Below are 24,657 nucleotides of genomic sequence, written 5' to 3'. Positions count from 1 at the left end.
GCCACGGGGGCCGACGTTCTCAAGCCCGCCCGTGTGCCTCGTGCGAGCGACGCGACAGCGAGTCGATCATCACCGCGGCGAAGAGCACGCCTCCCGTGATCATGAACTGGACGGCGGCGGGGGTGTCCGTGATCGCCATGCCCGACGCGATCGACTGGATGACCAGCATGCCGAGCACCGCCGACCAGGTCGTGCCGCGCCCCCCGAACAGACTGGTGCCACCGATCACGGCCGCCGCGATGGCGTTGAGCAGCAGCACGCCCGACCCCGAACTCTGGCTCACCGAGGTGATGCGGGACGCCAGGAACAGGCCGCCGACCGCGGCCATGGTGCCCGAGACCGCGAGCACCGCCGTCTGCACCCGCGTCACGCTGAGGCTGGCCCGTCGTGCCGCCTCCACGCCACCGCCGAGGGCGTAGACCTGCCGTCCGTAGTGTGTGCGGCGCAGGAGGACGTCGAGGCCGGCCACCAGCACGAGGAAGATCAGCAGGGCGAGCGGCAGCCCCTGGAAACTGTTGAGCACGTACGCGGCGGCGAACGCGATCACCGCGAGGATCACCGTGCGCACCAGGATGCTCCGCAGCGTGCGGTGCGGCATGCCGACGGCCTGGCGGCGCCGCCGGTCCTGGTACGACACGAGGAACACCAGGCCCGCGCCGACCGTCGCCACGCTGTACGCGGCGGCGTCGTTGGTGAAGTAGTGGCTGGTCAGCTCGGCGACCAGGCCGTTCTCGTCGAGGTTGACGGTGCCGCTGGTGCCGAGGATGGAGAGCATGAGGCCGTTCCAGGTGAGCAGCCCCGCGAGGGTGACGACGAACGCCGGCACCCGGGTTCTGGCGAAGGAGTAGCCCTGGACGGTACCCGCGACGGTTCCCGCGAGCACCGCCACGACGACGGCCAGCCACTCCGGTACGCCGTTGTTCACGTTCAGCACCGCGAAGACGGCCGCCGCGAGTCCGCTGATCGAGCCGACCGACAGGTCGAGCTCGCCGAGCAGCAGCACGAAGACGATGCCCACGGCGATGAGCCCCGTGCCCACGATGTCCACGCTGAGATTGGACAGGTTGCGGGGTGAGAGGAAGTTCGCGTTGAGGGACTGGAAGACGATCCAGATCGCGGCGAGGACGAGGACGACGGGCAGGGAACCCAGCTCACCGGCGTTCAGCTTGCGCCGCAAGACGGCGACCCAGCCCTCCACGGTCCGGGCGAAGCGCTTCCCTTTCACCAACCCGCCTCCCGGGGGACCATCCGGCGGGGCACGTTCTCGGTGGCGCCGGTGATGGAGGAGATGATCTGTTCCTGGGACGCGGTGTTCACGTCGAAGAAGCCGTTGTTGCGGCCGAGCCGCAGTACGGCGGCCCGGTCCGCGAGGGCCTTGACGTCGCCCATGTTGTGGCTGATGAGCAGTACCCCCAGGCCGCGCTCGCGCAGCCGGTCGACGAGGTCGAGGACCTCGCCGGTCTGCTCGATGCCCAGGGACGCGGTCGGTTCGTCCAGAAGGAGGACGCGCGGCTCGCCGAGGAGCGAACGGGCGATGGCGACCGTCTGTCTCTGACCGCCGGAGAGGGAGACGACGGGGGCGCGCAGGTCGGGGACGCCCCTGGTCAGCCTTTTGAGCAGGTCCAGGGAGCGGCGCTCCATCTCCACCTCGTCGAGGAGCCCGTACCGGCGGATCTCCCGACCGAGGAACAGGTTGCCGACGACGTCGAGGTTCCCGCACAGCGCGAGGTCCTGGTAGACGGTGGCGATGCCGAGGACGCGGGCGTCGTGAGGACGCCGGATGTGGACCGGCCGGCCCTCCCACTCGATCATGCCCTTGTCCGCGGGTGTGACTCCGGAGATCACCTTGACCAGGGTGGACTTGCCGGCCCCGTTGTCGCCCAGCAGTGCGACGACCTGGCCGGCGTGGATCTCCAGCTCTATGTCCGTGAGGACGTCGACGACGCCGAAGCGTTTGCACACGCCGCGCAGCGCCAGCAAGGGGGGACTCGGCACGGAACCATCTCCTTCCGGGCCCCGGAGCGCCGGGACCGCCTGTCAGGTCAGTCCGGCCTTGGCGCAGGCGGCCTCGAGCTGGGGGATGCAGACCTGCTGGACCGTGTACACGCCGTCCTTCACCACGGTGTCCTTGATGTTGTCGACGGTCACGGACACCGGGGCGAGCATGACGGCCGGTACCAGTTTCCCGTCGTCGGCCGTCACCTTGTCGTCCGCGACACGGTCGAGGTTTTCATCACGGGCCGCGGCCACGGCCAGGGCGGCGCCGCCGGCCGCCTCGGGGGCGAAGGGCTTGTAGACGGTCATGTACTGGTCGCCGGCGAGCATGCGCTGCAGCGCTCCCAGTTCGGCGTCCTGTCCGGTGACCGGAGGCAGCGGGCTGACCTTGTTCGCCCTGAGGGCAGAGATGCTCCCGGCGGCGAGGCCGTCGTTGGCGGCGTAGACGCCGTGGATGTTGCCGACGCCGAGGGCGGAGATGGCGCCGGACATGTTCGTGTTCGCATTCTCCGTCCTCCACTGAAGCGTGTCGAAGGCCTTCCCGATCTTCACCTTCCCCTGGAGCACGGACAGCGCGCCCTTCTTGAACGACACCGCGTTGGGATCGCTGGGATCACCGTTCATCATGACGATCTGCCGGTCGCCCCCGCTGTCCGCGTCGTCACCCATGGCCTTCAGCAGCGCCCCGCCCTGGAGCCTGCCGACCTCCTCGCCGTCGAACGAGACGAAGCCCGCGATCGGGCCCTGGGCGAGGCGGTCGTAGGCGATGACGGGGATGCCCGCCTGGTCCGCCTTCCTGACGGCGGGGCCGAGCGAGCGGGCGTCCACGGCGACGAGCACGATGGCGTCGACGCCCTTGGTGATCATCGAGTCCATCTGTTCCTGCTGGATGGCCACATCGTTCTTGGCGTTGGCGTGCTCGACCGCGCAGTCGGCGCACCGTTTCTCGATCTCCTTCTCCAGCAGGGGCCTGTCCTGCGTCTCCCAGCGGGCCGTGGTGGCGTCCGGTAGCAGCAGACCGATCGTCGGTGGGTCCCCCCCGACGGAGTCGTTCCCGCTGCCCGCCCCGCAGGCCGCCAGAGCGACCGCCGTCGAGACCGCGGCCAGGGCGAGCGCCGCGTCCCGTATGCAGGCCTTCATGTGCGGGACCTCCCTTGTCCGCCGGCGCGGTGCGGGGGTGGAACGGCGCGCGCGCATCGCGGAACGGGGGCTGCGAAGGCGGGTCGGACGGGCGCGTGTGCGATGCGGTGCGAGGGCGCTCGCGGTGACGGCCCGGGGCCGCGCTCGCGCACGTAGGCGCGGCTGCGGCTCGGGCGGTCGAGACGCGGCGTCACCCGCCCCGGCGGGGTGGGGCCTTCGCCCGACCACCCCGGTACAGTCGGCTCCCGCATCGAGCATGGCGCCTTCCGGCCTCCTCACCGAGCCACGCGTCGACCACGTCGTCAGTCTGACACCGGCCGCGATGATCTGCGAGCGCAGCGGCACGGCCCACCGACCGGCCCCGGCGACACCCCCTCGCACGTGGGCGAGTGGAGCAGTCCGGCCGGCTCGTGCCCCCGCCCGGCGGCAGCCCGTCGCAGGCAAATGCATAGTTCTGTACCGTTGGACCGTTTATGCGATTCTTGTGTGTGGGTGCCCCGATCTCACCCTGTCGGCACCTGGCGGCATGGACGGGAGGTAGGTTGCGGACATGCCTCATGACGGCCCTGCCCGGGCCGGAGTCTCGCAGTCGCGAGTGTCCGAGGCCGAAGTCGTGGACACCGGTTCACCGCTCTCGGCGCCAGAGGCCGCCGTGAGTGACCGGGCCCTGACCTTCGCCGGAGTCGCGCTGGCGGCCCTCTATGTGCCCGATGCCGCGGGCGCCGAGCTCCTGCTGGCGGAGACCACCGGATGCGCCACCGCCGAATACGGGCTGCCGCAGAAGCTGCCGCTGTCCGGTGACTCACCCGCCGCGCACGCCTTCCGCGCCGACCGGCCCGTGTGGCTGAATCCCGCCGCACTCGCCTCCTACTCCGAGGGCGGCCCGGCACCGGCCCGGGGGGACGTTTCGTTCGGCGCGCTGCCCCTCGGTTGGGAGGGCGTACGGCTGGGCTGCCTGGTCGTCGTGGGGTCCTTCGCGGGCGGCTTCGAGGCCGAGCAACGTGGGTTCCTGGAGCGGTACGCCGACGCTCTCGCCCACCTGCTCCGCCCCGTGAACGGCCGCTCCCCGGAGCCGCCGTTGCTGAGTCCGGCCCTGCGCGGCCTGCGCGTCGGGTCCTTCGTCCTGGTGCCCGACACCGGCCTCATCGAGGCGGACGAGACCCTGCTCGACCTGGTCGGCATCACGCCGCAGGACTTCGACGGCAAGGCCGACACCCTGCTCGCGCACGCCCTCCCGGAGGACATGCACGCCCTGATGTCGGTCCTGGAGCCGTCCCCCCAGGCGTTCGGCAGGCGGGAGCTGGAGTTCCGGGTCCGCCGCCCCACCGGCGAGATGCGCTGGCTGAGCCTGAGCTGCCGGGTCGCGGCGGGCACCGACGACCGGCCGGAAAAGGTACTGGGCGTGGTGACGGCGACCTCCGTGCTGCGCCGTAGCGCCGACGACGTGTCCAGGATCCAGTGGCTGACCGCCGCGCTCGACGACGCCGCCACCGTACGTGACGTCAGCCGGGTCGTGGTCACCGCGCTGCGCGAGCCACTGGGCGCCGACCGCGTGGCGCTGGCCGAGTTGCTGGACGACCGGCTCATGGTCACCGTGCTCGACCCGCCGCAGCCGGAGGCCTGGCCGGAGATCTGGCGTTCCGAGTGGCGTTCGGAGTGGCCCGACGCCCCGATCACCGGCCTGCCCACCCTGCGGATGGCGCTGCGGGACGGACGGATGGACCTGTGGCCGGCCGGTACGGTCCTCGAGTCCGGCCTCGCCGGCATCGGCAGCGGAGGCCTGGCCGTCCTGCCGCTTCCTGCCAAGGGCAGGGTCGCCGGTGTGTGCCTGGTCGGCTGGGACCAGCCGCACGAGTTCGTCCCCGAGGAGCGGTCCCTGCTGACCGCCACCGCGGCCCTGGTCGGGGAGGCCCTCCAGCGGGCGCACGCGCACGACGCCGAGCAGGAACTCGCCACGATGCTCCAGCGCAGTCTGCTGCCCCGCCGCCTTCCCGTGCTGCCCGGCGGGAGTGCCGTGGCCCGCTATCTGCCCGCCCGGCGGGGACTGCAGGTGGGCGGCGACTGGTACGACGTCATCGCGCTGTCCGAGGACCGGGTCGCGCTGGTCATCGGCGACGTGCAGGGACACAGCGCCGGAGCCGCGACGATCATGGGGCAGATGCGCACGGCGGTCAGGGCGTACGCGGTGGAGGGCCACCCGCCCGACGTCGTCGTCTCCCATGCCAACCGCCTCCTCGTCGGCATGGAGACGGACCTGTTCGCCACCTGCTGCTACGTCGAACTGGACATGGAGGAGGGCAACACCCTGTTCGTCCGGGCCGGACACCTCGCACCGCTGGTACGCCATCCGGACGGCGCCACCGAGGAGGTGCAGGTCGAGGGCGGGCCGCCGCTGGGCATCCTCGCGGATGCGGAGTTCCCCATGACCGCCGTCGCCCTGACCCCCGGCACGGTGCTCGCCCTGGTCACCGACGGCCTGGTCGAGGCCGCCGACCTGCCGCTGGACGAGGGCATGGACCGCCTGCGGGCCGCGCTCACCGCGGTCGATCCGGCGGATCCGGGGCGGATGGCCGACGAACTGCTCGGCGAGATCGGCCGTCGTGAGGACGACGTGGCCCTGTTGCTGCTGCGCTACGACGGTATGGAGAGCCGGCCGATACGAGCCGGCTGGGCGGTGTGGCGGCTGCCCGACGCCGTCATGCACGCCCGCCGCTTCACCGCGCGCACCCTGCGTCGGTGGAACGTCGAGGAGGCGTCCGACGCGGTGCTGCTGGTCGTGTCCGAACTGGTCACCAACGCCCTGGTGCACACGCAGGGACCGGTCCGCGTCGATCTGGTGCTGCGCGGGGACCGGGTACGGGTCAGCGTGAGCGACTCCTCGCCGCGGGCGCCCGCCAAACCGGTGATCGTGGACTGGGAGTCCACCGGCGGCCGCGGCCTGCTCCTGGTCGAGGCGATGGCGGAGTCCTTCGGCACGGTGCCGGTGGCGGGTGGCAAACAGGTGTGGAGCGAGATCGTCGTACCGCGCAGCGAGCCGGCTCCGGCGGAGGCCGGGCCCCGGAGGAAAGGCTGGTATCCGTCATGAGGTCCCGTGTGTGGCAGGGGCTCGCGACGTTCGTCGCGGGGCTGCTGACGGTGTCCCTGGCGGGCTGCGGCGGAGACGACGCAGGCAAGGGCTCGGGCGGCTTCACCGTCGGCCTGCTGCTCCCGAACCGGTCGACTCCCCGCTGGGAGCGGTCGGACAAGCCGCTGATCGAGAAGCGGGTCAAGGAGGTCTGCCCCGACTGCACCGTGGAGTACGCCAACGCCGACGGCGACGCGACGCGGCAGCGGCAGCAGATGGTCTCCATGATCACCAAGGGGGCCAGAGTCCTGATCCTCGGCCCCGCCGACACCAAGGCGCTGCGCTCCTCGATCCAGGAGGCCCGCAAGGAGGGCGTCCCGGTCGTCGCCTACGACCGGCTCGGCGAGGGCCCGATCTCGGGCTACGTCACCTTCGACGGCGCACAGGTCGGCCGGCTCCAGGGCGAGGCGCTCCTGAAGGCCTTGGCGGAGAGGGGGAGAGGCGAGGACGTCGTCATGATGAACGGCGACCCGATCAGCGCCAACGCGGCCTGGTTCCGCAGGGGCGCGCTCTCCGTCCTCACCGACGAGGTGAATATCAGCAGGTCGTACGAAACCCTGGGCTGGAGCACGGAGAACGCCCACACCAACATGTCCGCTGCCATAGCCGCGCTGGGCCCCAACCGGATCGACGGCGTCCTGGCGGCCAACGACGACATCGCCGCCGGTGTCATCTCCGCCCTCAAGAGCGCCCGCGTCCGGAGCCTTCCCCCCGTCACCGGACAGGACGCCGACCTCGCGGCCGTACGGCGCATCGTCAAGGGCGAGCAGTACATGACGGTGTACAAGCCGTTCGAGGCGGAAGCGGACGCGGCCGCCGCCATGGCCGTGGCGCTGGGCCGCGGCAAGGACCTCCGTGACATCGCCACGACGACGTTCGACACCCCCACCACCCGGCGCGTCCCCGCCGTCCTGCTCACCCCGCGCACGGTGACGGTCGACAACATCGAGCAGACCCTCGTCAAGGACGGCGTGTACACCGTGAACCAGATCTGCGCCCCGGGGCTCCGCGCGGACTGCGAGAAGGCCGGGCTGGTCGCGTAAGGGGCCGGCGCCGACGGGAAGTTACCGCGAAGTATTGACGCGGCATGCAACAACGGTGATCCTCGTCCCACACCTTGTGCCGCTCATGACAACCCCAAGGGACGTGGGTAGTGACCGACGCTCGACGCCCGTACCGCAGCCGCAAAGACGTCACCCTCGTCTCGCTGCTCCTTCTCGTGCTGACCATGACCCTCGGCCCCACTCCGAGCTCCGCGGCGGCCGCCGACTGGTGGGTGCCGACCGCGCGACCCGCGCCGGACTCGCAGATCAACGTCACGGGCGAGCCGTTCAAGGGCACCAACTCCGCCGGCGAGGTACGCGGGTTCGTCGACGCGCACGACCACCTCTTCGCCAACGAGGGCTTCGGCGGGCGGCTCATCTGCGGGAAGACCTTCTCCGAGGCAGGGATCGCCGACGCCCTCAAGGACTGCCCCGAGCACTACCCCGACGGCTCCCTCGCAGTCTTCGACTTCATCACCAACGGCGGTGACGGCAAGCACGACCCGAACGGCTGGCCCACCTTCAAGGACTGGCCCCGGTACAACTCGCTGACCCACCAGCAGAACTACTACGCCTGGGTCGAGCGCGCCTGGCGCGGCGGCCAGCGGGTCCTCGTCAACGACCTCGTCACCAACGGCATGATCTGCTCGGTCTACTTCTTCAAGGACCGCAGCTGCGACGAGATGACGTCGATCCGCCTCCAGGCGAAGCTGACGTACGACCTCCAGGCCTACGTCGACACGATGTACGGCGGTACCGGCAAGGGCTGGTTCCGGATCGTCACCGACAGCGCACAGGCCCGACAGGTCGTCGAGCAGGGCAAGTTGGCCGTGATCCTCGGCGTGGAGACCTCCGAGCCGTTCGGCTGCAAGCAGATCCTCGACATCGCGCAGTGCAACAAGGCCGACATCGACAAAGGCCTGGACGAGCTGTACGCGCTCGGCGTGCGCAGCATGTTCCTGTGCCACAAGTTCGACAACGCCCTGTGCGGGGTCCGCTTCGACGAGGGCGGCCTCGGAACCGCCATCAACGTCGGGCAGTTCCTGTCGACCGGCACCTTCTGGAAGACCGAGAAGTGCACCGGACCCCAGCACGACAACCCCATCGGCGGGGCCGCCGCACCCGAGGCCGAGGCGAAACTCCCGGCGGGGGTCGACGTCCCCTCGTACGCCGCGGACGCCCAGTGCAACACCCGCGGGCTCACCGACCTCGGCGAGTACGCCGTGCGCGGCATGATGAAACGCAAGATGATGCTCGAGATCGACCACATGAGCGTCAAGGCCACGGGCCGGGTCCTCGACATCTTCGAGTCCGCGTCCTACCCCGGCGTCCTGTCCTCGCACAGCTGGATGGACCTGAACTGGACCGAGCGGGTCTACGGCCTCGGCGGCTTCGTCGCCCAGTACATGCACGGCTCCGAGGAGTTCGGCGCGGAGGCGAAGCGCACCGACGCCCTGCGCGACAAGTACGGCGTGGGCTACGGCTACGGCACCGACATGAACGGCGTCGGCGGCTGGCCGGCCCCGCGCGGCGCGGACGCCGCCCACAAGGTCACCTACCCCTTCAAGAGCGTCGACGGCGGATCCGTCATCGACCGGCAGACCACCGGTCAGCGCACCTGGGACCTCAACACCGACGGAGCCGCGCACTACGGCCTCGTCCCGGACTGGATCGAGGACATCCGGCTCGTCGGCGGCCAGGACGTGGTCGACGACCTCTTCCGGGGCGCCGAGTCCTACCTCGACACCTGGGGCGCGTCCGAGAAACACCAGGCCGGCGTCAACCTCGCCAGGGGCGCCTCGGCGACGGCGAGTTCGTCCGAGTCGAACCCGTTCACGAGCTACGCGCCGGACCGGGCCGTGGACGGCGACACCGGCACCCGCTGGGCCGCCGACTGGAGCGACGACCAGTGGTGGCAGGTCGACCTGGGCTCCACGAACCTCGTCGGACGGGTCACCCTCGACTGGGAACGCGCGTACGGGAAGTCGTACCGCGTCGACCTCTCCACCGACGGCACGCACTGGCGCACCGCCTGGTCCACCGACTCCGGCGACGGCGGCCTGGACACCGCCAGGTTCACCGGCACACCGGCCCGTTACGTCCGCGTCCAGGGCCTGGACCGCGGCACGGACTGGGGCTACTCACTGCACGAGGTCGGCGTCCACAGCAGCTGAGGCAAGGTCAGGTGGGGAGTCACGCGCCCAGCCCGGGGTGGTCCGGCTCCCACATGGCGTCCTGCACCCGCTGGATGACGTCGTCCAGGTCGGCGCCCGCCACCCCGTCCGCGGCGGCGCGGCGCGCGACCGCCGTCGCCACCGTCGCGGACGAGGCGCGCAGGTTCTCCACCTGCGGCAGCAGCGGGGCACCGGGCCCGGACGGATCGGCCAGATCCGCCACCGCCTCGGCCGCGGCCTGGAGCATCCCGTCGGTGACCCGGGAGGCCCGCGCCACCACGGCGCCGAGCCCGAGCCCCGGGTAGACCAGCGCGTTGTTGGCTTGGCCGATGACGTACGTCGTGCCGTCCAGTTCCACCGGCGGCAGCGGAACGCCGGCCGCGACGAGGGCCTTGCCGCCGGTCCACCGCAGGACCTGCTCGGGATGCGCCTCCATCTTCTCGGTCGGGTTGGACAGCGGCAGCACGACCGGCCGCTCCACCTGCCGCGCCATGGACCGTACGACGTCCTCCGTGAAGGCGTCCCGCACGGTGGACGTGCCGACCAGCACCGTCGGGTGGACCCGGTCCACGACCTCCTGCAGCCCCACCGGCGGGTCGTCCCACTCGTCGTCGGGACGGGCGTACGCCCGCTGGTAGTCCCGCAGTCCCTCGGTGGAGCGCAGCAGCAGGCCCTGCCGGTCCACGCACCAGACGCGGGCCGTGGCCTCGTCGTGCCCCAGACCGTCGCGGACCATCGCGTCCCGCAGCTGGTCAGCGATGCCCACCCCGGCCGTGCCCGCGCCGAACACCACCACCCGCTGCTCGCGCATCGGCGTACCCGAGACGCGTGCCGCGTTCAGCACACAGGCCAGGGCGATGGCGCCGGTGCCCTGCATGTCGTCGTTGAACGTGCTGGCCTTCTCGCCGTACGTCTCCAGCAGGCGGCGGCCGTTGTCCGGGCCGAAGTCCTCCCAGTGCAGCAGGGCGTGCGGGAACAGCTCCCGCACGGTGTCGACGTACGCGGCGACGAACGCGTCGTAGTCCTTCCCGCGCACCCGGCTGTGCCGGTTGCCCACGTACAGCGGGTCGTTGAGTAACGCCTGGTTGTCGGTGCCGACGTCCAGCACGACCGGGATCACACGGCCCGGGTGGATGCCGGCGGCGGCCGTGTAGACGGCCAGCTTGCCGATGGAGATCCGCATGGCGCCGACGCCCCAGTCCCCGATGCCGAGGATCTGCTCGCCATCGGTGGCCACCACCAGGTCGACGTCGTCCGGACCCAACTCCAGTGCCTCGAACGCGGACCGCACGTCCTGCGGACGGTCCACCGACAGGAACACCCCGCGGGGACCGCGCAACTCGTGGCTGTACCGCTTGATCGCCTCGCCCACCGTCGGGTCGTACACGATGGGCAGCAGCTCGGTGAGGTGGTCGGCGAGGAGCCGGTGGTACAGCACCTCGTTGCGGTCGTGGAGCTGCTCCAGGTACACGTTCTTCGCTAGATCTCCGTCCTGGGAGCACAGCTGCTCCCAGGCCCGCCGCGCCTGTTGTTCGAGGGAGAGCACACCGGGTGGCAACATGCCCACCAGGCCGTACCTCTCCCGTTCCTCCTCGGTGAAGGCGACGCCCTTGTTGCGCAGTGCGTCGCTCAGCAGGGCGCGGCCGTGAGGTTCGTCGCGGCGCGAGGGCATGGGCACTCCCTCCAGCGGGCAGTTCGTCCGCCCCGGGTTTCCCGGCGCCGCCGAACGCAAACCGGCCCTCAGGCTTCCAGCGGGTTGGCGCGGGCCGCTGCCAGCAGGTACCAGGCGGTCGCACCGGTGTGCCGGTAGGGGTAGTAGCCGAACCCGAACCCGGTGTCGAGCGGGCTGCTGGCCGAGACGACACCGGAACGTTCCGGAACGGCGCTGCCCCCGATCGTCTGGCCGCCGCCCAGCAGGTCCTGCGCCCGCTCGACCGAGGCGAGCAGACGTCGGGCGCGGGCCTCGTCCCCGGGCGCGTGCCGGTGTCGCAGCGCGAGTGCCAGGTGGGCCGTGCCCTCGAACCACACGCCGTCGCGGTCGGGCTTGGGCCGGCCGTCGGCGATCGGGGCGTCCTCGTTCGCCAGGACACTCGCGGAGCTGAAGGTCACGCCCTCGTAGGACTGGCCCGCGGGGACCGTGCTGTTGCGGCGTTCGGCCGTGTCCAGGACGGCGAGGCGGGTCGCCGCCCAGTCCAGCGAGCGGGCGAACGCAGGTGATCTCAGGGCGAGTTGGGTCCAGGTCTGGGTGTCCTCGGGGATCGGGGACTTGTTGATGGTCACGCCGTCGTTGGTGCCGGTGTAGAAGAAGCCCCCGGAGGGCTCCCACATGCCCTTGACGAAGGCAGCGGCCCGCGCGCGCCGTTCCCGCCACACCCGGTCCCCGGTGAGCCCGGCGAGCCGCCCGAAGAGGCCGATCAGGTCGGTGTTGTGCTCGGTCGAGGTGAACGGCAGCCGCTCGTTGGCCCCGTTGACACCGAACTTGTAGCCGCCGAGGGGTTCGTCGGTGCGGCCGACGCGTTCGGTCCACTCGCCGATCCGCACGGCCCCGGCGAGGAAGCGCCGCTTTCCGGTCCGCCGGGCGAGCGCGCTGAGCGCGATGCCCGCCCACGCCATGTCGCCCACCGCCGTGCCGGTGAAGCCGAACTGGGTGCCGACGTTGGCCGTGCCGTCCGCCCGGACGAACCCGTCCGGCTGCGGGGAACCGTCGTAGAAGGTGTATGGGCCCACGTTGTAGGCCTGGCGCAGTCTGCCGTCGTCGTACGCCGGGTCGTGGGCCTGGGCGTAGAGGAGCGCGTCACCGAGTGCCGTGGCCCGGGTACGGGCGTCCTCGGTGCGGGAGGCGAGGAGGGCCAGCACGGCGAGGGCGTTGTCGTAGGTGAACGCCGTGCTGAACAGGCCGGCCTGGTCGGTGTAGCTCTGGGCCAGCCGGACGGTGCCGTGGTCCGGATAGGCGTCCGTGGCGGCGGCGAGGAAGGCGTACGCGCGGCGCGGGGCGGTGGCCGTGGCGGTGGCCGGGCGTTCCGCCGCTCCGGCCGGGCCGGCGCCGGCCGCGGTGAGGGCCGCGGCGCCGGCAGCGAGTCCGGTCCCGATGAGCGCGCGGCGGCTGAGCACCGGGTCTTGGCTGCCGGTCATGGATCTCCTCGACGTTGTGGGAGAGGTCACATTGAGAGCGCTCTCACGAGCGCGCGCTCATTGTGCTGTGGCGTCGTGCCGGGGTCAACGTCACAAGTCACCGACCGCCGCGCGCCTTTGCTGTCCCATTCGTACATCCCGGGCCTTCCCGATTTGAAGCGGAATTCCCTGTTCCACTGTTGACCCGCCATTGATCACCGCTATAGTGAAGGACTGTCAAATCTTGCACTTTTAAAGACGAGTTGTGGCGCACCTCCCGGCATGTTTGGAGACCCGGTGGACCAGCGAGGGAAGGTCGAGGAGAGCGCTCTCATTTCCGCTCCGGCCGATTCCGTTTACCTGGCTTTGAGTGATGTCCGTCGCATGGGTGAGTGGAGCCCCGAATGTGTCGGTGTCTGGTCTCGGAATCAACAATTCCAGGCCGGATCCCGGTTCATCGGATTCAATCGTCGACGTTTGTGGTTCTGGTTCACCTCCTGTACGGTCGTCCGCGCCGAACGTGCGCGCGAATTCGCTTTCGAGGTCCGGACGTTCGGCATGCCGGTGGCGCTGTGGGGCTACCGATTCGAGGATCGGGAGGGGGAGAGCCTGGTGACGGAGTACTGGGAGGACCTGCGGACCGGACGCAGCGCCCCGGCCGCCAAGCTTCTCGGCCTTGTCTTCACCGGCACCCCGCCGGCCCACCGCGCCGCGGTCAACCGGGACGGCATGCGCAGGACCCTGGCCCGACTGAAGGCCGCGATGGAACGTGGAAAGGACCCACGGGCGAGCGGCACATGAAATTCCGCGTTTCAACGGGGGAGTTCACAGATGAACGCAGGTTCGTTAGAAGGCACACTTTCCGAGGATGACGACGCGATCACCCTGCACCGTAAGTATGTGAGCAGGGGACGCAGTCAACTGGCGTCGATGTTCGGCGGACTGGTAGAGCAGTCCGCGTCCGGAGCCCGTGTCGTGACCACCGACGGGCAGGAATTCCTCAACTGCGGGGGATACGGAGTCTTCTTCACGGGTGCGGGCCATCCGCATATCGTCGCGGCGGTGCAACGGCAGGCGGAACAACAAGCCCTTTCCACCCGCCTCTTCCTCGATCCCGCGGTCGGTCCGGCCGCCCGGGAGCTCATCTCCGTGGCACCGGCCGGGCTCGAGCGGGTGCACTTCGCCGGGTCCGGCACGGAGGCCACCGAGACGGCGATCAAGCTGGCCAGGGCGCACGGCAAGCGCCGGCTGATCTCGATGCAGAACGGCTACCACGGCAAGACCCTCGGCGCGCTGACCCTGACGGCGAAGGACCTCTACCAGACCCCCTTCCGGCCGCTGCTGCCGGACGTCACCCACGTCCCCTTCGGTGACGTCCCCACGCTCGCCGAGGCGCTGCGGGCCGGCGACGGCGACGCCTGCGTCGTGGTGGAACCGGTCCAGAGCGAGGCCGGTGTCGTCCTGCCGCCTCCGGGCTACCTCAAGGAGGTGGCCGCGCTGTGCCGGGAGCACGGCGCCTTCCTCGTGGTGGACGAGGTGATGACCGGGCTGGGGCGGCTCGGCGCCTGGTGGGGCTGCGACCTCGCCGAGGTCCGGCCCGACGTGCTGCTCGTCGGCAAGGCCCTGTCCGGCGGTGTCGTACCGGTGTCCGCCGCGCTCGCGACCCGGGAGGCGTTCGAGCCCTTCGACGCCGACCCCTACCTGCACACCTCCACCTACTCCGGGGCGCCGATCGCGATGGCCGCGGCCCGCGCCACCGTCGAGGTGATCCGCGACGAGGGGCTGGTCGGCCGGTCCGCCGAGATCGGCGCGCGGCTCCTCACCGCCCTGCGCGCCATCGCCGCAGACCGGGCACCGGGCCTGGTCCGCGAGGTGCGCGGCGCCGGTCTGCTCATCGGCATCGAGCTCGCCGACGCCAGCCAGGCAGGGGAGTTGCTCCTGGAGATGGTCGACCGCCACGTGGTGGTCAACCACTCGCTCAACGCGCACCCCGTGGTCCGCCTCACGCCTCCCGCCGTCATCACGCCGGAGGAGGAGGCCCAGCTGCTGGAAGCGGTGGACGGCTCCCTGACGGCCCTGGCGAAGACCTTCTCCTGACCGCGCAGACCTCTGTGCACCTCTCCGCGACGGCCCGCGAAGGGCTGCGAAAGGCCTCGACATGACCCTGTCGACCAAGACCGTCCTGCTGACCGGGGGCTCCGGAGTCCTCGGTACGGCCCTCATCCCGCAGTTGAAGCACCACCACGTCATCGGCCTGGCCCACCGGCGGCCCCCCGCCGGATGCGACCGGGTGGTGCACGGTGACGTCTCCGAGCCCCTGCTGGGGCTGGACCCCGCCGCCTACCGCGAACTCTGCGCCGACGTGGACGTCGTGATCCACGCGGCCGGCATGGTGAAGTTCAGCGGCACCGCCGAGGAGATGGAGACCCTCAACGTCGAGGGCGCCCGCCAGATCTCGCGGTTCGCCCTCGACGCGGACGCCCCGCTGGTCCACGTCAGCACTGCCTACGTGGCGCGGCTGGAGGAGATCCGTGCGGCCGGCGGCGACGAGGCGGGGCGGGCCGGCAGTAGTCCCGCCCTGTACGTGTCGTCGAAGGCGGCAGGGGAGAAGATCGTCACCGACAGCGGCGCGCAGGTCGTGATCGTGCGCCCGTCGATCATCATCGGCGACTCCGTCACCGGCGAGATCTCCGAGGCGCAGGGACTGCACACCTTCGCACACAACGTCCTGCGCAACCGGCTGCCCTTCGTGCCCAGCGCCCCGGAGGGCCATGTCGACTTCGTCCCGCAGGACGTGGTGGCCCGGGCGATCGTGTCCCTCCTGGACGCCGACGTGCGGTCGGGCCAGTACTGGCTCAGCGGCGGCCCGCACGCGCTCACCACCCACCGACTGGTCGAACTGATCATCGAGGAGGCGGCGGCCGAGGGCATCCAGGTCGCCCCCCTGCGGGTGCTGGCCCCCGACATCGTCGAACGCCTGGTACGCCCGGCCTTCTTCGACGTGGTGCCCGACTGGGCGACCACCCGGCTCGACCGCCTGCTGGACATGACCGCCGTGCTCTTCCACGACTACCCGATCCCCACGTCGCTGGCCGAGATCCCCGGCTGCGAGGCGGCGGCGGACGTCAAGGCCAACGAGGAGGCCTGGCGGGCGTCCCTGCGCCACATGATCAAGAGCCGGTACGACGTCTACGCCTCGGCCTGACCGCCGACGCGTCACGAGCGAGGGAATGACCATGAGCGCCGAGCAGGCCTTCGGGCACCGGCAGAACTACCTGACGACCCGCGCGGAGTACCTGGGTGCCTTCGGGGTGGCGGCGGCCGCCTTCCTGTGGCACATCGACGAGGTGCGCTGGGGTCCGGCGATCCTGCTGTTCCTCTACATCGACCTCATCGGCTACATCCCCGGCCTGATCGCCTACACGCTGTCCAGGGACGGCCGTATCCACCCGGTGTTCCACGTCCTGTACAACGTGATGCACACCTGGCTCACCGCGGGAGGGGTGATCCTGATGTGGGCGTGGCTCGTGCGGCCGGAGTGGGCGCTTCTCGTGGTGCCGCTGCACCTGTTCGGCGACCGGGGCCTGCTCGGCAACTACGCCAAACCGATCGACCTGCCGTTCGAGCACTTCGAGACCGGCAGGCAGAAGGCGCACCGCGCGCGGCGGGCGGAGGCGCACGCGATATGACCGTCCCCAGACCGGCCGCCCTGGACGGCCTCGCCGCGTACGCCGACCACCCCAGCGGTTTCCTCGCGTACAACGACGGGGTCGAGCACTTCACCTCCGACTCCGTGCCGGGCGTCGTCGCCCATCGGCGCCGCGGCAACAGCGTCTTCCTCTTCGGCGGGCCCTTCGCGCCGCCGGAGCACCGCGCCGACCTGCTGGCCGAGTTCCAGGCGCGGGTGGCCGGCGGCCGGCGCCGCCTCGTGGCGGCACAGGTGCGGGCGACGGACGTGGAGCTGTTCACCCGACAGGGCTGGACGGTCAACCAGTTGGGCAGCTCGTACAGCATCGACCTGAGCGCTTTCTCCCTCAGGGGCAAGGCACTCGCGAAGATCCGGCAGAACATGTCCCGGGCCCGGCGCGAAGGGGTGACGGTCCGTGAGATGTCGGCCCTCGACCGGCTCCCGGCGCTGGACGACATCGATCGCAGATGGCTGCGCGACAAGGGCTGGCACGTCAAGCGCATGACGTTCCTGGTGGGCGAGCGGCAGGGCCGCGGCGCCCCCCACCGGCGGCTGTTCGTGGCCGAGCGCGACGGGAAGGTCATCGGCTACATCACCTACTCGCCCGCGTACGGCACCCGCCCCGGCTGGCTGTACGACCTGACCCGGCGCACCCCGGACGCCTCGGTCGGCACCATCGAGCTGATCAACCACACGGCGCTGGAGACGTTCGCCGAGGAGAAGGCCGAGTGGCTCCACCTCGGACTGACCCCTTTCGCGGGACTCGGCGCCGAGCCGACCACCGCGAGCCCCCTGCTGACCCGCATGGTGAAGCTGATCGCCGAGCGGGGCGCGTTCGTCTACCCCGCCCGCACGCAGCAGGCGTTCAAGCTCAAGTGGGCGCCCCATGTGATCGAACCCGAGTACGTCGCCTTCAGGGGCGGGCCCCGGCCGTCCTCCCTGTGGCAGCTGTTCCGCATCACCAACGCAATCTAGATCGCCCTGTGAACCGACCGACCGTGAGGACTGACAGGATGACGGCGAACATCGCACCCGAAGCCGACTGGGACCTGGCGCCCAACGTGCTGGAGGGCGCCCGTGAGCTCAGGCTCAGCCCGGAGCAGTGCGACCTGGACTACTGGATCGCCAACGTCGCCCAGGGCACCCTCAAGGGCCTGGTCAACGGCCACCACCCGGACGCCGTGACACCGGAGTACATGCTCAAGCCCGGCCCGCTGCGCGACGCCCTCCTCTTCGAGTTCTCCTTCCGCTCCATCGCCGAGGACAAGGCCGCTCGGGCCATCACCTCCCTCGTGGCGAACGCGCCCGACGTGAAGTCCATGGAGTTCTACGCCACCCAGCTGCTGGACGAGGCCCGGCACGCGCAGGCCTTCCGCGCCCACATGATCGAGGTGGGCGTCCCGCAGGCGGAACTCGACGACGTCATAGAGCAGTACGCGGGCGAGCACCAGAGGAACGTCCTGGACCCGCTGGAGCAGTTCGGCCTCGACGTGATGAACGGGCCGCACCCGTTCGTCTCCGGGGTCGCCGTCCTCACCATCCTCGTCGAAGGGGTGCTGGCGCCGACCGGCGAACTCAGCGAGCACAAGTGGAAGATCGTCGACCCGGCGGCGGCGAGCGTCGAGCGCGGAGCGGGCATCGACGAGATCCGTCACCTGACCGTCGGCAGCGAGATCGTCAAGCGCAGCCTCGAGAAGGACCCGGGCATCAAACCGCACCTGGCGGACGTGGTCCGGCGCGGCAACGAACTGTGGGGCACCCTGCCCGTGTTCGCGGTGCTCCAGCGCCGGGAGGAGCTGTTCCAGGCGGGCGTCGAGCAGATCGCCGACGTCATCGGCGACCACGAGATCTGGCCGGGCCGCCGCCTGCTGGACACCACCCCGCAGGAGCGGATCACCACCGCGCTGGAGTGGGCCGCGGCGACCCAGACGACCCGGCTCGCGTACATGGGGATGGGCGAGTGAGCGATCGACCCGACGGGACGGCAGAGGCCGAGCGGCTGACGGTGACGCTGCCGGACGGCGCCGAACTCGCGGTGCACCACTGGCCGGGCGCGCCCGGCGAACCCCTGGTCGTGGTGTGGCCCGCGCTCGGCGTACGGGCACGGTTCTACCGGCGTTTCGCCACGGCCCTCGTGGCCCAGGGCCTGAGCGTTGCCGTGGCCGACCTGCGCGGACACGGCGACAGTCGGCCCCGGCCGGACGGCTCGGCCCGCTACGGCTACCACGACCTGGCCACCGTCGACTACCCGGCCGTCTTCGCCGCCCTGCGCGAACGGGCCCCGGGCAGCCCGGTGTTCCTCCTGGGCCACAGCCTCGGCGGCCAGATCGGCCTGATGTACGCGGCCCGCAACCCGGCCGACCTCGACGGTGTGCTGCTCGTCGCCGCCGGCACCCCGTACTTCCGGACGTATCCGGGGCTCACCGGGCTGATCCCGCTGCTGGGCACCAGCGTCGTCGCGGGGGTCGCCCGGGTGCGCGGCTACTGGCCGGGCGACGTCCTGCGCTTCGCCGGACGGCAGTCCCGGGTGCTGGTGGCCGACTGGGCCCGGATGGCCCGCACCGGCCGCTACCGCCCGACCGGGGCCGACGTCGACTACGAGGAACTGATCGCCGCCCTGCGCCTGCCGGTGCTCGCGGTGTCCGTCGAGGGCGACGTGCTGGCCCCGCGCGGCGCCGTCGACGCGCTGACCGGGCTGCTGCGCGGCGCCGAGGTGTCCCGGTGGCACCACGGTGAACGGCTCAGCCACATGGCCTGGGCCAACCGGTCGCAGCCCATCGCCGCCGAGATCGGCCGGTGGATCGGCAAGACCCGCACCGGACAGTCATGGCACGCACCTTCAGGGGGAGACGGGGATGCGGTTTCTTGAACGTGAACGGCAGACGCTGGAGAAGTTCCTCCCGGGTCTGGACGACCGGCTGACCGCCCTCTCCCTCCAGGAGCGGGAACGGCCGCAGGGCCCCGCGCTCGCCCTGTTCAAGGAGGCGGGCGGCTCCGGGGTGGTGGTTCCCTCGGAGCACCGGGGCCTGGGCGCGAGCGCCGTGGAGGCCGTACGGCTCCAGCGCGCCATCGGTTCCCGCAGCCCGTCCCTCGCGGTGGCCACCACCATGCACCACTTCTCGGTCGCCGGACTGATCCAGGCGTACGAGGTCACCAAGGGCCTGGAGTGGATGCTGCTGGAGGCCGTCGCCGACCAGGGGCTGCTGATGGCCTCCGGGTTCGCCGAGGGCAGGTCCGGCCAGTCCATCCTCGCCTCCTCGATCACGGCCCGGCAGGACGGCGACGCCATCGTCCTCAACGGCTCCAAGAAACCGTGCAGCCTGTCCGCGTCCATGGACCTGCTGACCGCCTCCGTCATGCTCGACACGGACAGCGGCCCGCAGCTCGCCGTGGCGGTGGTCCCCGCGGCCACGCCCGGCATCTCGGTGCACCCGTTCTGGGGCACCGCCGCGCTGGCCGGCGCGGAGAGCGACGAAGTACGGCTGCAGGACGTGCGGGTGCCGCCGGACATGGTGGTCCGTACCGAACTGGGCGACGACGGCAGCCTGGACGACATCCAGACCGTGGGCTTCATCTGGTTCGAACTGATGATGGCCGCCTCGTACCTGGGCATGGCGAGCGCGCTCGCCGAGCGTGTCCTCGCCGGCGGGCGGGCTGACCCCGCGGAGCGGGCCCGGATCCTTGTCGAGCTGGAGGCGGCGATGGGCACCGTCGAGGGCGCCGCGGCACCGCTGGACACGGACGGACCCGTCGGCCAGGCCGAACTGCTCCAGTCCCTGGTGTGCCGCTTCTCGGTGCAGGACACCATCGACCGCGTGGTGCCGCGCTGCCTGGAGGCGCTCGGCGGCATGGCCTACGTCTCCACCGACGAGACCTCCTACCTGGCCGCCTGTGCCGCGGCCCTGAAGTTCCATCCGCCGTCCCGCGCCTCGTCCGCGGCGGCGCTGTGCACGGCCTTCGAGGGGGGCCCGCTGGTCATCGGCTGACCACCACGTACCGACCGCTCAGCCAGAGCTCATCAAGATCATTGCCAACGGAGGAACCCGTAATGGCCTGCTTCATCACCGTCGAGGGATTACTGTCCGACCGGGACGCCGACCAGGTTTTCGACCGCATCCGTGACTTCGAGCGCTACTCCGACCACACCGACGCCGTCCGCGAGGTCACGGTGACCGCCGACGAGGCGGGCACCGTCGACTCGGCCTGGGCCGTGAACTTCCGCGGCGGCGTGCTGACCTGGACCGAGCGGGACGTCGTGGACCCCGCGGCCCGGCACATCACGTTCGAACAGCTCACCGGCGACTTCGCCCGGTTCGTCGGCACCTGGGACGTCCGGCAGACCGGCCCCGACGTCGTGGTGCTGTTCTCCTGCGAGTTCGACATGGGCATCCCCAGCCTGGAACCGATCATCAACCCGGTCGCCATGCGCGCGCTCAGCGAGAGCATCGGGCTCATCCTGCGCGGGCTCCTCGGCCAGGAGATCGAGCTGACCAGCAGCCAGCGGGACTCCGCGGTCGTCGGCTCGTGACCGCCCCGGCGGCCCGGGGGCGCGGGTCGCGCCCGCTGCGGCTGGCGTTCATCTGCGCCGGTGTCGTCATGGTGTACCTGGACAGCACGGTGGTGGGGGTGGCGCTGCCCGACATCCAGTCCGAGCTGGACATCGGGGTCTCGGCACTGCAGTGGGTGTTCGACATCTACGTCCTCACTTTCGCCTGCTTCCTCCTCACGGCGGGGACGCTCGGCGACACGCTGGGACGCGGCCGGGTCTTCCTGGTGGGCCTCGTCGGCTTCACCGCCGCGTCGGTGGCGTGCGCGCTGTCCGGGACCATCGAGGCGCTGCTCGTGGCCAGGGCCGTCCAGGGCGTGTTCGGCGCCGTCATGATCACCGTGTCGCTGGCCCTGATCCGTCAGCTCTACACCGAGGAGCGGTCCCGGGCCTCGGCGGTGGCCGTGTGGGCCGGCGTGGGAGGGGTGGCGCTGGCCGCCGGTCCGGTCGTCGGGGGGCTGCTCGTCGACGCGTACTCCTGGCAGAGCATCTTCTGGATCAACCTGCCGATCGGCGTGGTGGCGATCGTGGCGCTGGCCCGGCTGCTGCCGCTCGGCGCGGCGGCCCGCGGCGAGCGGTCGGCGGGCCGGCGGATCGACTGGGTCGGGCAGGTGCTGTTCGTCGCCGGGATCGGGGTGATGGCGTACGCGCTGATCGAGGCGGGTGAGCGGGGCTGGGGTTCGGCGCGCATCCTCGGGCTGCTCGGCGGTTCGCTGCTGGTGCTCGTGCTGTGTGTGGGGTGGGAGAGCCGGGCCCGCAGCCCGATGCTGCCGTTGGCGCTGCTGCGCAACCGCGTGGTGCTGATGACCTGCTCGGTGAACTTCCTCGGTTTCTTCGGCCTGTTCGGGATCATCTTCCTGCTCACCCTGTTCCTCCAGCAGGTCGACGGGCTCACCCCCGTGCAGACCGGGCTGCGGCTGCTGGCGCTGACCGTGTCCATCACCGTGGCGTCGGTGCTGGCACCGGCCGTCGCGGGCCGGCTGGGGACACGGCTCGCCATCGTCCTGGGGTCTTTGGTGGCGGCGGGAGGGTTCGTGGCGCTGCTGGGCATGGAGGCCGGCAGCGGCTTCGGTACGTACTGGTGGCCGCTCGTGCTGATCGGCGCCGGAGTGTCCGTGGTGGGAGCTCCGGCCACGGTGGCACTGCTCTCGGCCGTGCCCCCGGAGCAGGCCGGCGTCGCCTCGGGCATGTCCCAGACCTGCCGACAGGTCGGAGCGGTGTTCGGCGTGGCCCTGTCCGGCACGCTCGTCCAGCGAGAGCTGCACTCGGGCCTGCCGGACGTCCTGTCGGCGCTCCCGCTGCCGGGCGCGGCCCGCGAGAGGCTGGCCGAGGCCGTCGAGCACGGGCGCCTCAACGACATTCCCGGCCAGTCACCGTCCCTCCGCGAGCACGTCCTGCGCTCCGTCGGCGACCTGATGACCCAGGGCTTTCACGCGGCCGTCATCGTGGCGGCGGCGGGCGCGGCGCTGGGGGCGGTGGCAGCGGCGGCACTGCTGAGCCGACGGGAGCCGACAAGTGCGACGGGAGCGGCGGGGGCGACGGCGGACGGGCAGGAGGCGAAGACGGCGTAGGCATCGGCGGGCTTCGCCGCGTGCTTGGAGTGGCCGGTTCCGGGGCACTCGGCCCAGAGCGGGATCCCGGGCTCTAAGGAGGTACCGCCGCCGTGGAAGACGGGCACACGGACGACGTACGACTGTCACCGAGCGAACGCCTCGCCCTGCTGCGGATCGAGGCGGTCCTGGGACGCGACCGGCGCTTCGCGCGAGCGATGCGTGGGGAGCCCACCGGGCGGGCGCGGCGGGGGGTGCCGTGGCTGGTCGCGTCGGTCCTGTTGCTGGCCTCCACCTCGGTCCTGCTCGCGGTCCTGGCCATCCGCACCTCGGACCCCGCCGTCATCTGGTGCTTCGCCGCCCTATGGCCCCTCACCCTCTTCCAGACCTTCCGCCTGTTGCGCCGCCTGGTCCGGCGCGGCAGCCGCGGCTCGCGCTGGACGTGAGCCCACGCCGGGCGTGCAGTCCGGCGCGGCGGGGTGGGCGCCGAGTGCGAGCCCACGCCCCGCGGTGCATTCCGGCGGCCGTGGCTCGCGCCGGGTGAGAGGGCCACGCCACGGGTGCCACCCCGCGCGTCGACGCTCCGGGGCGGCCAGCTCATCACGTCCGCGGTCAAGGCCTCGCCCGCCTGCGCCACGGCGGCACACGACGGCGTCCAGCCCGCCGCCGCAGCACACGCTCGCGGGCCAGCCCGCATCCGCGGCGCACGCACCTGTCCATGGGACTTCCGCAGGGTGGACATCGGAGTCGGCCCGCTTCCGCAGCCTCCCACCGAACTCGGGTCCGCCGCAGCGCACGCTAGTGCTGTGACCGGAAAGGTTTGCCGGAAAGCTCGCGGCGTCCGGTGCGGTGCCTCGCAAGGCGGAGCATGACCCGCGTACTGGATGTACTCGGGTGATGCGACAACGCGGCGAGGTGCCGTGCCGGGCGTCGCGAGCCGGTGAACCTTTCCGGTCACAGCACTAGCGGGGTCGGCTCGCATCCGAGGCGCACGGACCTGTGAGTCAGACCTCCGCAGAGCCACGCCCAGGCCGGCCCGCCTGCGAAGCCCGCACCCTGCTCGGGTCCACCGCGCGGCGCATGCCCGTGCTCAGCTCGCATTCGGGTGCGCGCGTGTGTGCGTTGGGTTTCCGCACGGTGGACGCCGGGGTGAGCGCGCGTCCGTAGCCCTGCGCGGTGCGCGGATCCGCTGCGGCGCATGGACCGTGCTCAGGCCCGCCGTCGGGGCACCCATGCATGCCGTGCTCAGTGGCACCGGTCCACACGCCCCCGCTCAGCTCGTGGACGCAGCCACTCGCAGGGGTGCGCCGGGTGCCGTGATCTCTCCGTCGGTTTCGTGGCTGATGCCGGTCCACCAGTCGGGGCCCTCCTCGATGTAGCGGAGGAGGACGCCCTCTCTGATGGCCCAGGGGCAGAGTTCCACGGTGCGGATGCCGGTCAGTTTGAGGGCGGTGTGGCCGACGATGGCGCCCGCGAGGCTCTGACGGGCGCGTGGTGCGGAGATGCCCGGCAGGAGGGCACGTTCGGCGACGGGCAGGGCGACGAGTGTGTCCACGGCGCGGCGCAGGTCGGCGCGGTGCAGGACGCGGTCGACGAAGGGGCCGTCACGCCCGGGCGCGGCCCCGCAGAGCCGGGCCAGCTGCTGGAACGTACGGGAGGTGGCGACGGCGGTGCGTGGCCCCTCCCAGCGGATGCGGGCCGACACGTCACGCAACTGGTGGCGCACCTTGCGCCGCAGCGCCTTCACCTCCTCCAGCGTGGGAGGGTCCCCGGTGCGGAAGAACTCGTTGGTGAGCCGGTTGGCGCCGAGCGGCAGCGACGCCGCGAACTCCGGCAGCCGCCCCCGCCCGAACGCCACCTCCAGGGAGCCGCCGCCGATGTCGAACAGCGCGAGCGGCCCGCAGCGCCAGCCCAGCCAGCGCCGGGCACCGAGGAAGGTGAGCTCGGCCTCCACCTCGCCCGGCAGGGTGCACATCCGCACCCCGGTCCGGTGGTGCACCGCGCGCAGCACGTCCAGCCGGTTGGGCGCAGCCCGCACGACGGCGGTCGCGAACGCCAACGGGCCCGCCGTGCCCCACCGTTGGGCGGTGCGGGCGGCCGCCCCCACCGCCTGCGCCAGCTGCTCCACCGCCTCGTCGCCGATGTGGCCGTCCGGCCCCACCTGTTCGGACAGCCGCAGCTTCCACTTGGCCGTGTGCACCGGCAGCGGCACCCCGCCCTCCGCGTCCGCGACCACCAGCCGCACCGTGTTCGACCCAGCGTCCACCACTCCTACACGCATGGTGG

General features: G+C 71.4%; 20 protein-coding genes. 14 read left to right on the top strand and 6 right to left on the bottom strand.

Features of this window, described 5'->3' with window-relative positions:
• Nucleotides 1-19 precede the first annotated feature (19 nt).
• From AC067M_RS08920 to AC067M_RS08910, 3 genes are read right to left on the bottom strand one after another with little or no spacing between them, the layout of a single operon-like run.
• Nucleotides 20-1,228, bottom strand: coding sequence for a sugar ABC transporter permease (locus tag AC067M_RS08920; protein ID WP_478696307.1), 1,209 nt, complete (start codon nt 1,226-1,228; stop codon nt 20-22).
• The gene (locus tag AC067M_RS08915; RefSeq protein ID WP_478696306.1) at nt 1,222-1,995 is read right to left on the bottom strand and encodes an ATP-binding cassette domain-containing protein; all 774 of its coding nucleotides are present in this window, start codon (nt 1,993-1,995) and stop codon (nt 1,222-1,224) included. Before AC067M_RS08915 ends, AC067M_RS08920 begins: the two co-directional genes overlap by 7 nt.
• A gap of 42 nt (nt 1,996-2,037) precedes the next feature.
• A complete protein-coding gene (locus AC067M_RS08910; protein WP_478696305.1) occupies nt 2,038-3,135 on the bottom strand; it encodes a sugar ABC transporter substrate-binding protein in 1,098 nt (365 codons plus the stop codon).
• A 550-nt stretch (nt 3,136-3,685) separates the two neighbouring features.
• Here AC067M_RS08910 and AC067M_RS08905 point away from each other — a divergent pair.
• The 3 genes from AC067M_RS08905 to AC067M_RS08895 all read left to right on the top strand — a co-directional run bounded on the left by AC067M_RS08905 (nt 3,686) and on the right by AC067M_RS08895 (nt 9,476).
• Nucleotides 3,686-6,220 (top strand): SpoIIE family protein phosphatase, encoded by a 2,535-nt coding sequence (locus AC067M_RS08905; protein WP_478696304.1) that lies wholly within the window; start codon nt 3,686-3,688, stop codon nt 6,218-6,220.
• Entirely contained in the window at nt 6,217-7,302 is a 1,086-nt protein-coding gene (locus tag AC067M_RS08900; RefSeq protein ID WP_478696303.1) for a sugar ABC transporter substrate-binding protein, read from the top strand. Before AC067M_RS08905 ends, AC067M_RS08900 begins: the two co-directional genes overlap by 4 nt.
• A 110-nt stretch (nt 7,303-7,412) precedes the next feature.
• Nucleotides 7,413-9,476 (top strand): galactose-binding domain-containing protein, encoded by a 2,064-nt coding sequence (locus tag AC067M_RS08895; RefSeq protein ID WP_478696302.1) that lies wholly within the window; start codon nt 7,413-7,415, stop codon nt 9,474-9,476.
• 19 nt (nt 9,477-9,495) lie between these two features.
• Here AC067M_RS08895 and AC067M_RS08890 read toward each other — a convergent pair whose 3' ends face one another.
• Both AC067M_RS08890 and AC067M_RS08885 read right to left on the bottom strand, forming a co-directional pair.
• Entirely contained in the window at nt 9,496-11,148 is a 1,653-nt protein-coding gene (locus AC067M_RS08890) for an NAD-dependent malic enzyme (protein ID WP_478696301.1), read from the bottom strand.
• A 68-nt stretch (nt 11,149-11,216) separates the two neighbouring features.
• Nucleotides 11,217-12,608 (bottom strand): Tat pathway signal sequence domain protein, encoded by a 1,392-nt coding sequence (locus AC067M_RS08885; RefSeq protein ID WP_478696300.1) that lies wholly within the window; start codon nt 12,606-12,608, stop codon nt 11,217-11,219.
• 276 nt (nt 12,609-12,884) lie between these two features.
• Here AC067M_RS08885 and AC067M_RS08880 point away from each other — a divergent pair, with 276 nt between their 5' ends.
• The 11 genes from AC067M_RS08880 to AC067M_RS08830 all read left to right on the top strand — a co-directional run bounded on the left by AC067M_RS08880 (nt 12,885) and on the right by AC067M_RS08830 (nt 22,817).
• On the top strand, nt 12,885-13,388 hold the full coding sequence (locus tag AC067M_RS08880; RefSeq protein WP_478696299.1) for an SRPBCC family protein: 504 nt from the start codon (nt 12,885-12,887) through the stop codon (nt 13,386-13,388).
• A 99-nt stretch (nt 13,389-13,487) separates the two neighbouring features.
• Nucleotides 13,488-14,684 (top strand): aspartate aminotransferase family protein, encoded by a 1,197-nt coding sequence (locus AC067M_RS08875; protein WP_478696298.1) that lies wholly within the window; start codon nt 13,488-13,490, stop codon nt 14,682-14,684.
• Nucleotides 14,685-14,745: 61 nt separating this feature from the next.
• On the top strand, nt 14,746-15,792 hold the full coding sequence (locus AC067M_RS08870; protein ID WP_478696297.1) for an SDR family oxidoreductase: 1,047 nt from the start codon (nt 14,746-14,748) through the stop codon (nt 15,790-15,792).
• A gap of 31 nt (nt 15,793-15,823) precedes the next feature.
• A complete protein-coding gene (locus AC067M_RS08865; protein WP_478696296.1) occupies nt 15,824-16,276 on the top strand; it encodes a hypothetical protein in 453 nt (150 codons plus the stop codon).
• Nucleotides 16,273-17,250, top strand: coding sequence for a bifunctional lysylphosphatidylglycerol flippase/synthetase MprF (locus tag AC067M_RS08860; protein ID WP_478696295.1), 978 nt, complete (start codon nt 16,273-16,275; stop codon nt 17,248-17,250). The genes AC067M_RS08865 and AC067M_RS08860 overlap by 4 nt, the downstream gene beginning before the upstream one ends.
• Nucleotides 17,251-17,288: 38 nt before the next feature.
• Nucleotides 17,289-18,239 carry a ferritin family protein gene (locus AC067M_RS08855; RefSeq protein WP_478696294.1) on the top strand — a complete coding sequence of 317 codons (951 nt, stop codon included), beginning with the start codon at nt 17,289-17,291 and terminating at the stop codon, nt 18,237-18,239.
• Nucleotides 18,236-19,144 (top strand): alpha/beta hydrolase family protein, encoded by a 909-nt coding sequence (locus AC067M_RS08850; protein ID WP_478696293.1) that lies wholly within the window; start codon nt 18,236-18,238, stop codon nt 19,142-19,144. Before AC067M_RS08855 ends, AC067M_RS08850 begins: the two co-directional genes overlap by 4 nt.
• On the top strand, nt 19,131-20,261 hold the full coding sequence (locus AC067M_RS08845; protein ID WP_478696292.1) for an acyl-CoA dehydrogenase family protein: 1,131 nt from the start codon (nt 19,131-19,133) through the stop codon (nt 20,259-20,261). Before AC067M_RS08850 ends, AC067M_RS08845 begins: the two co-directional genes overlap by 14 nt.
• A 62-nt stretch (nt 20,262-20,323) precedes the next feature.
• Nucleotides 20,324-20,803 carry a type II toxin-antitoxin system RatA family toxin gene (locus tag AC067M_RS08840; protein WP_478696291.1) on the top strand — a complete coding sequence of 160 codons (480 nt, stop codon included), beginning with the start codon at nt 20,324-20,326 and terminating at the stop codon, nt 20,801-20,803.
• Nucleotides 20,800-22,392, top strand: coding sequence for an MFS transporter (locus tag AC067M_RS08835; RefSeq protein ID WP_478696290.1), 1,593 nt, complete (start codon nt 20,800-20,802; stop codon nt 22,390-22,392). Before AC067M_RS08840 ends, AC067M_RS08835 begins: the two co-directional genes overlap by 4 nt.
• Nucleotides 22,393-22,484: 92 nt before the next feature.
• Complete coding sequence (locus tag AC067M_RS08830) at nt 22,485-22,817, top strand: DUF3040 domain-containing protein (RefSeq protein ID WP_478696289.1); 333 nt, start codon at nt 22,485-22,487, stop codon at nt 22,815-22,817.
• A gap of 827 nt (nt 22,818-23,644) precedes the next feature.
• Here AC067M_RS08830 and AC067M_RS08825 read toward each other — a convergent pair.
• Nucleotides 23,645-24,652, bottom strand: coding sequence for a Ppx/GppA family phosphatase (locus tag AC067M_RS08825; protein ID WP_478696288.1), 1,008 nt, complete (start codon nt 24,650-24,652; stop codon nt 23,645-23,647).
• Between the last annotated feature and the right edge of the window lie 5 nt (nt 24,653-24,657).

The sequence above is a fragment of the Streptomyces sp. NPDC043427 genome, from assembly GCF_056436655.1.
The sequence above is the reverse complement of the archived record's forward strand: the minus strand, read 5'-3'. Positions and strand labels throughout refer to the sequence as shown.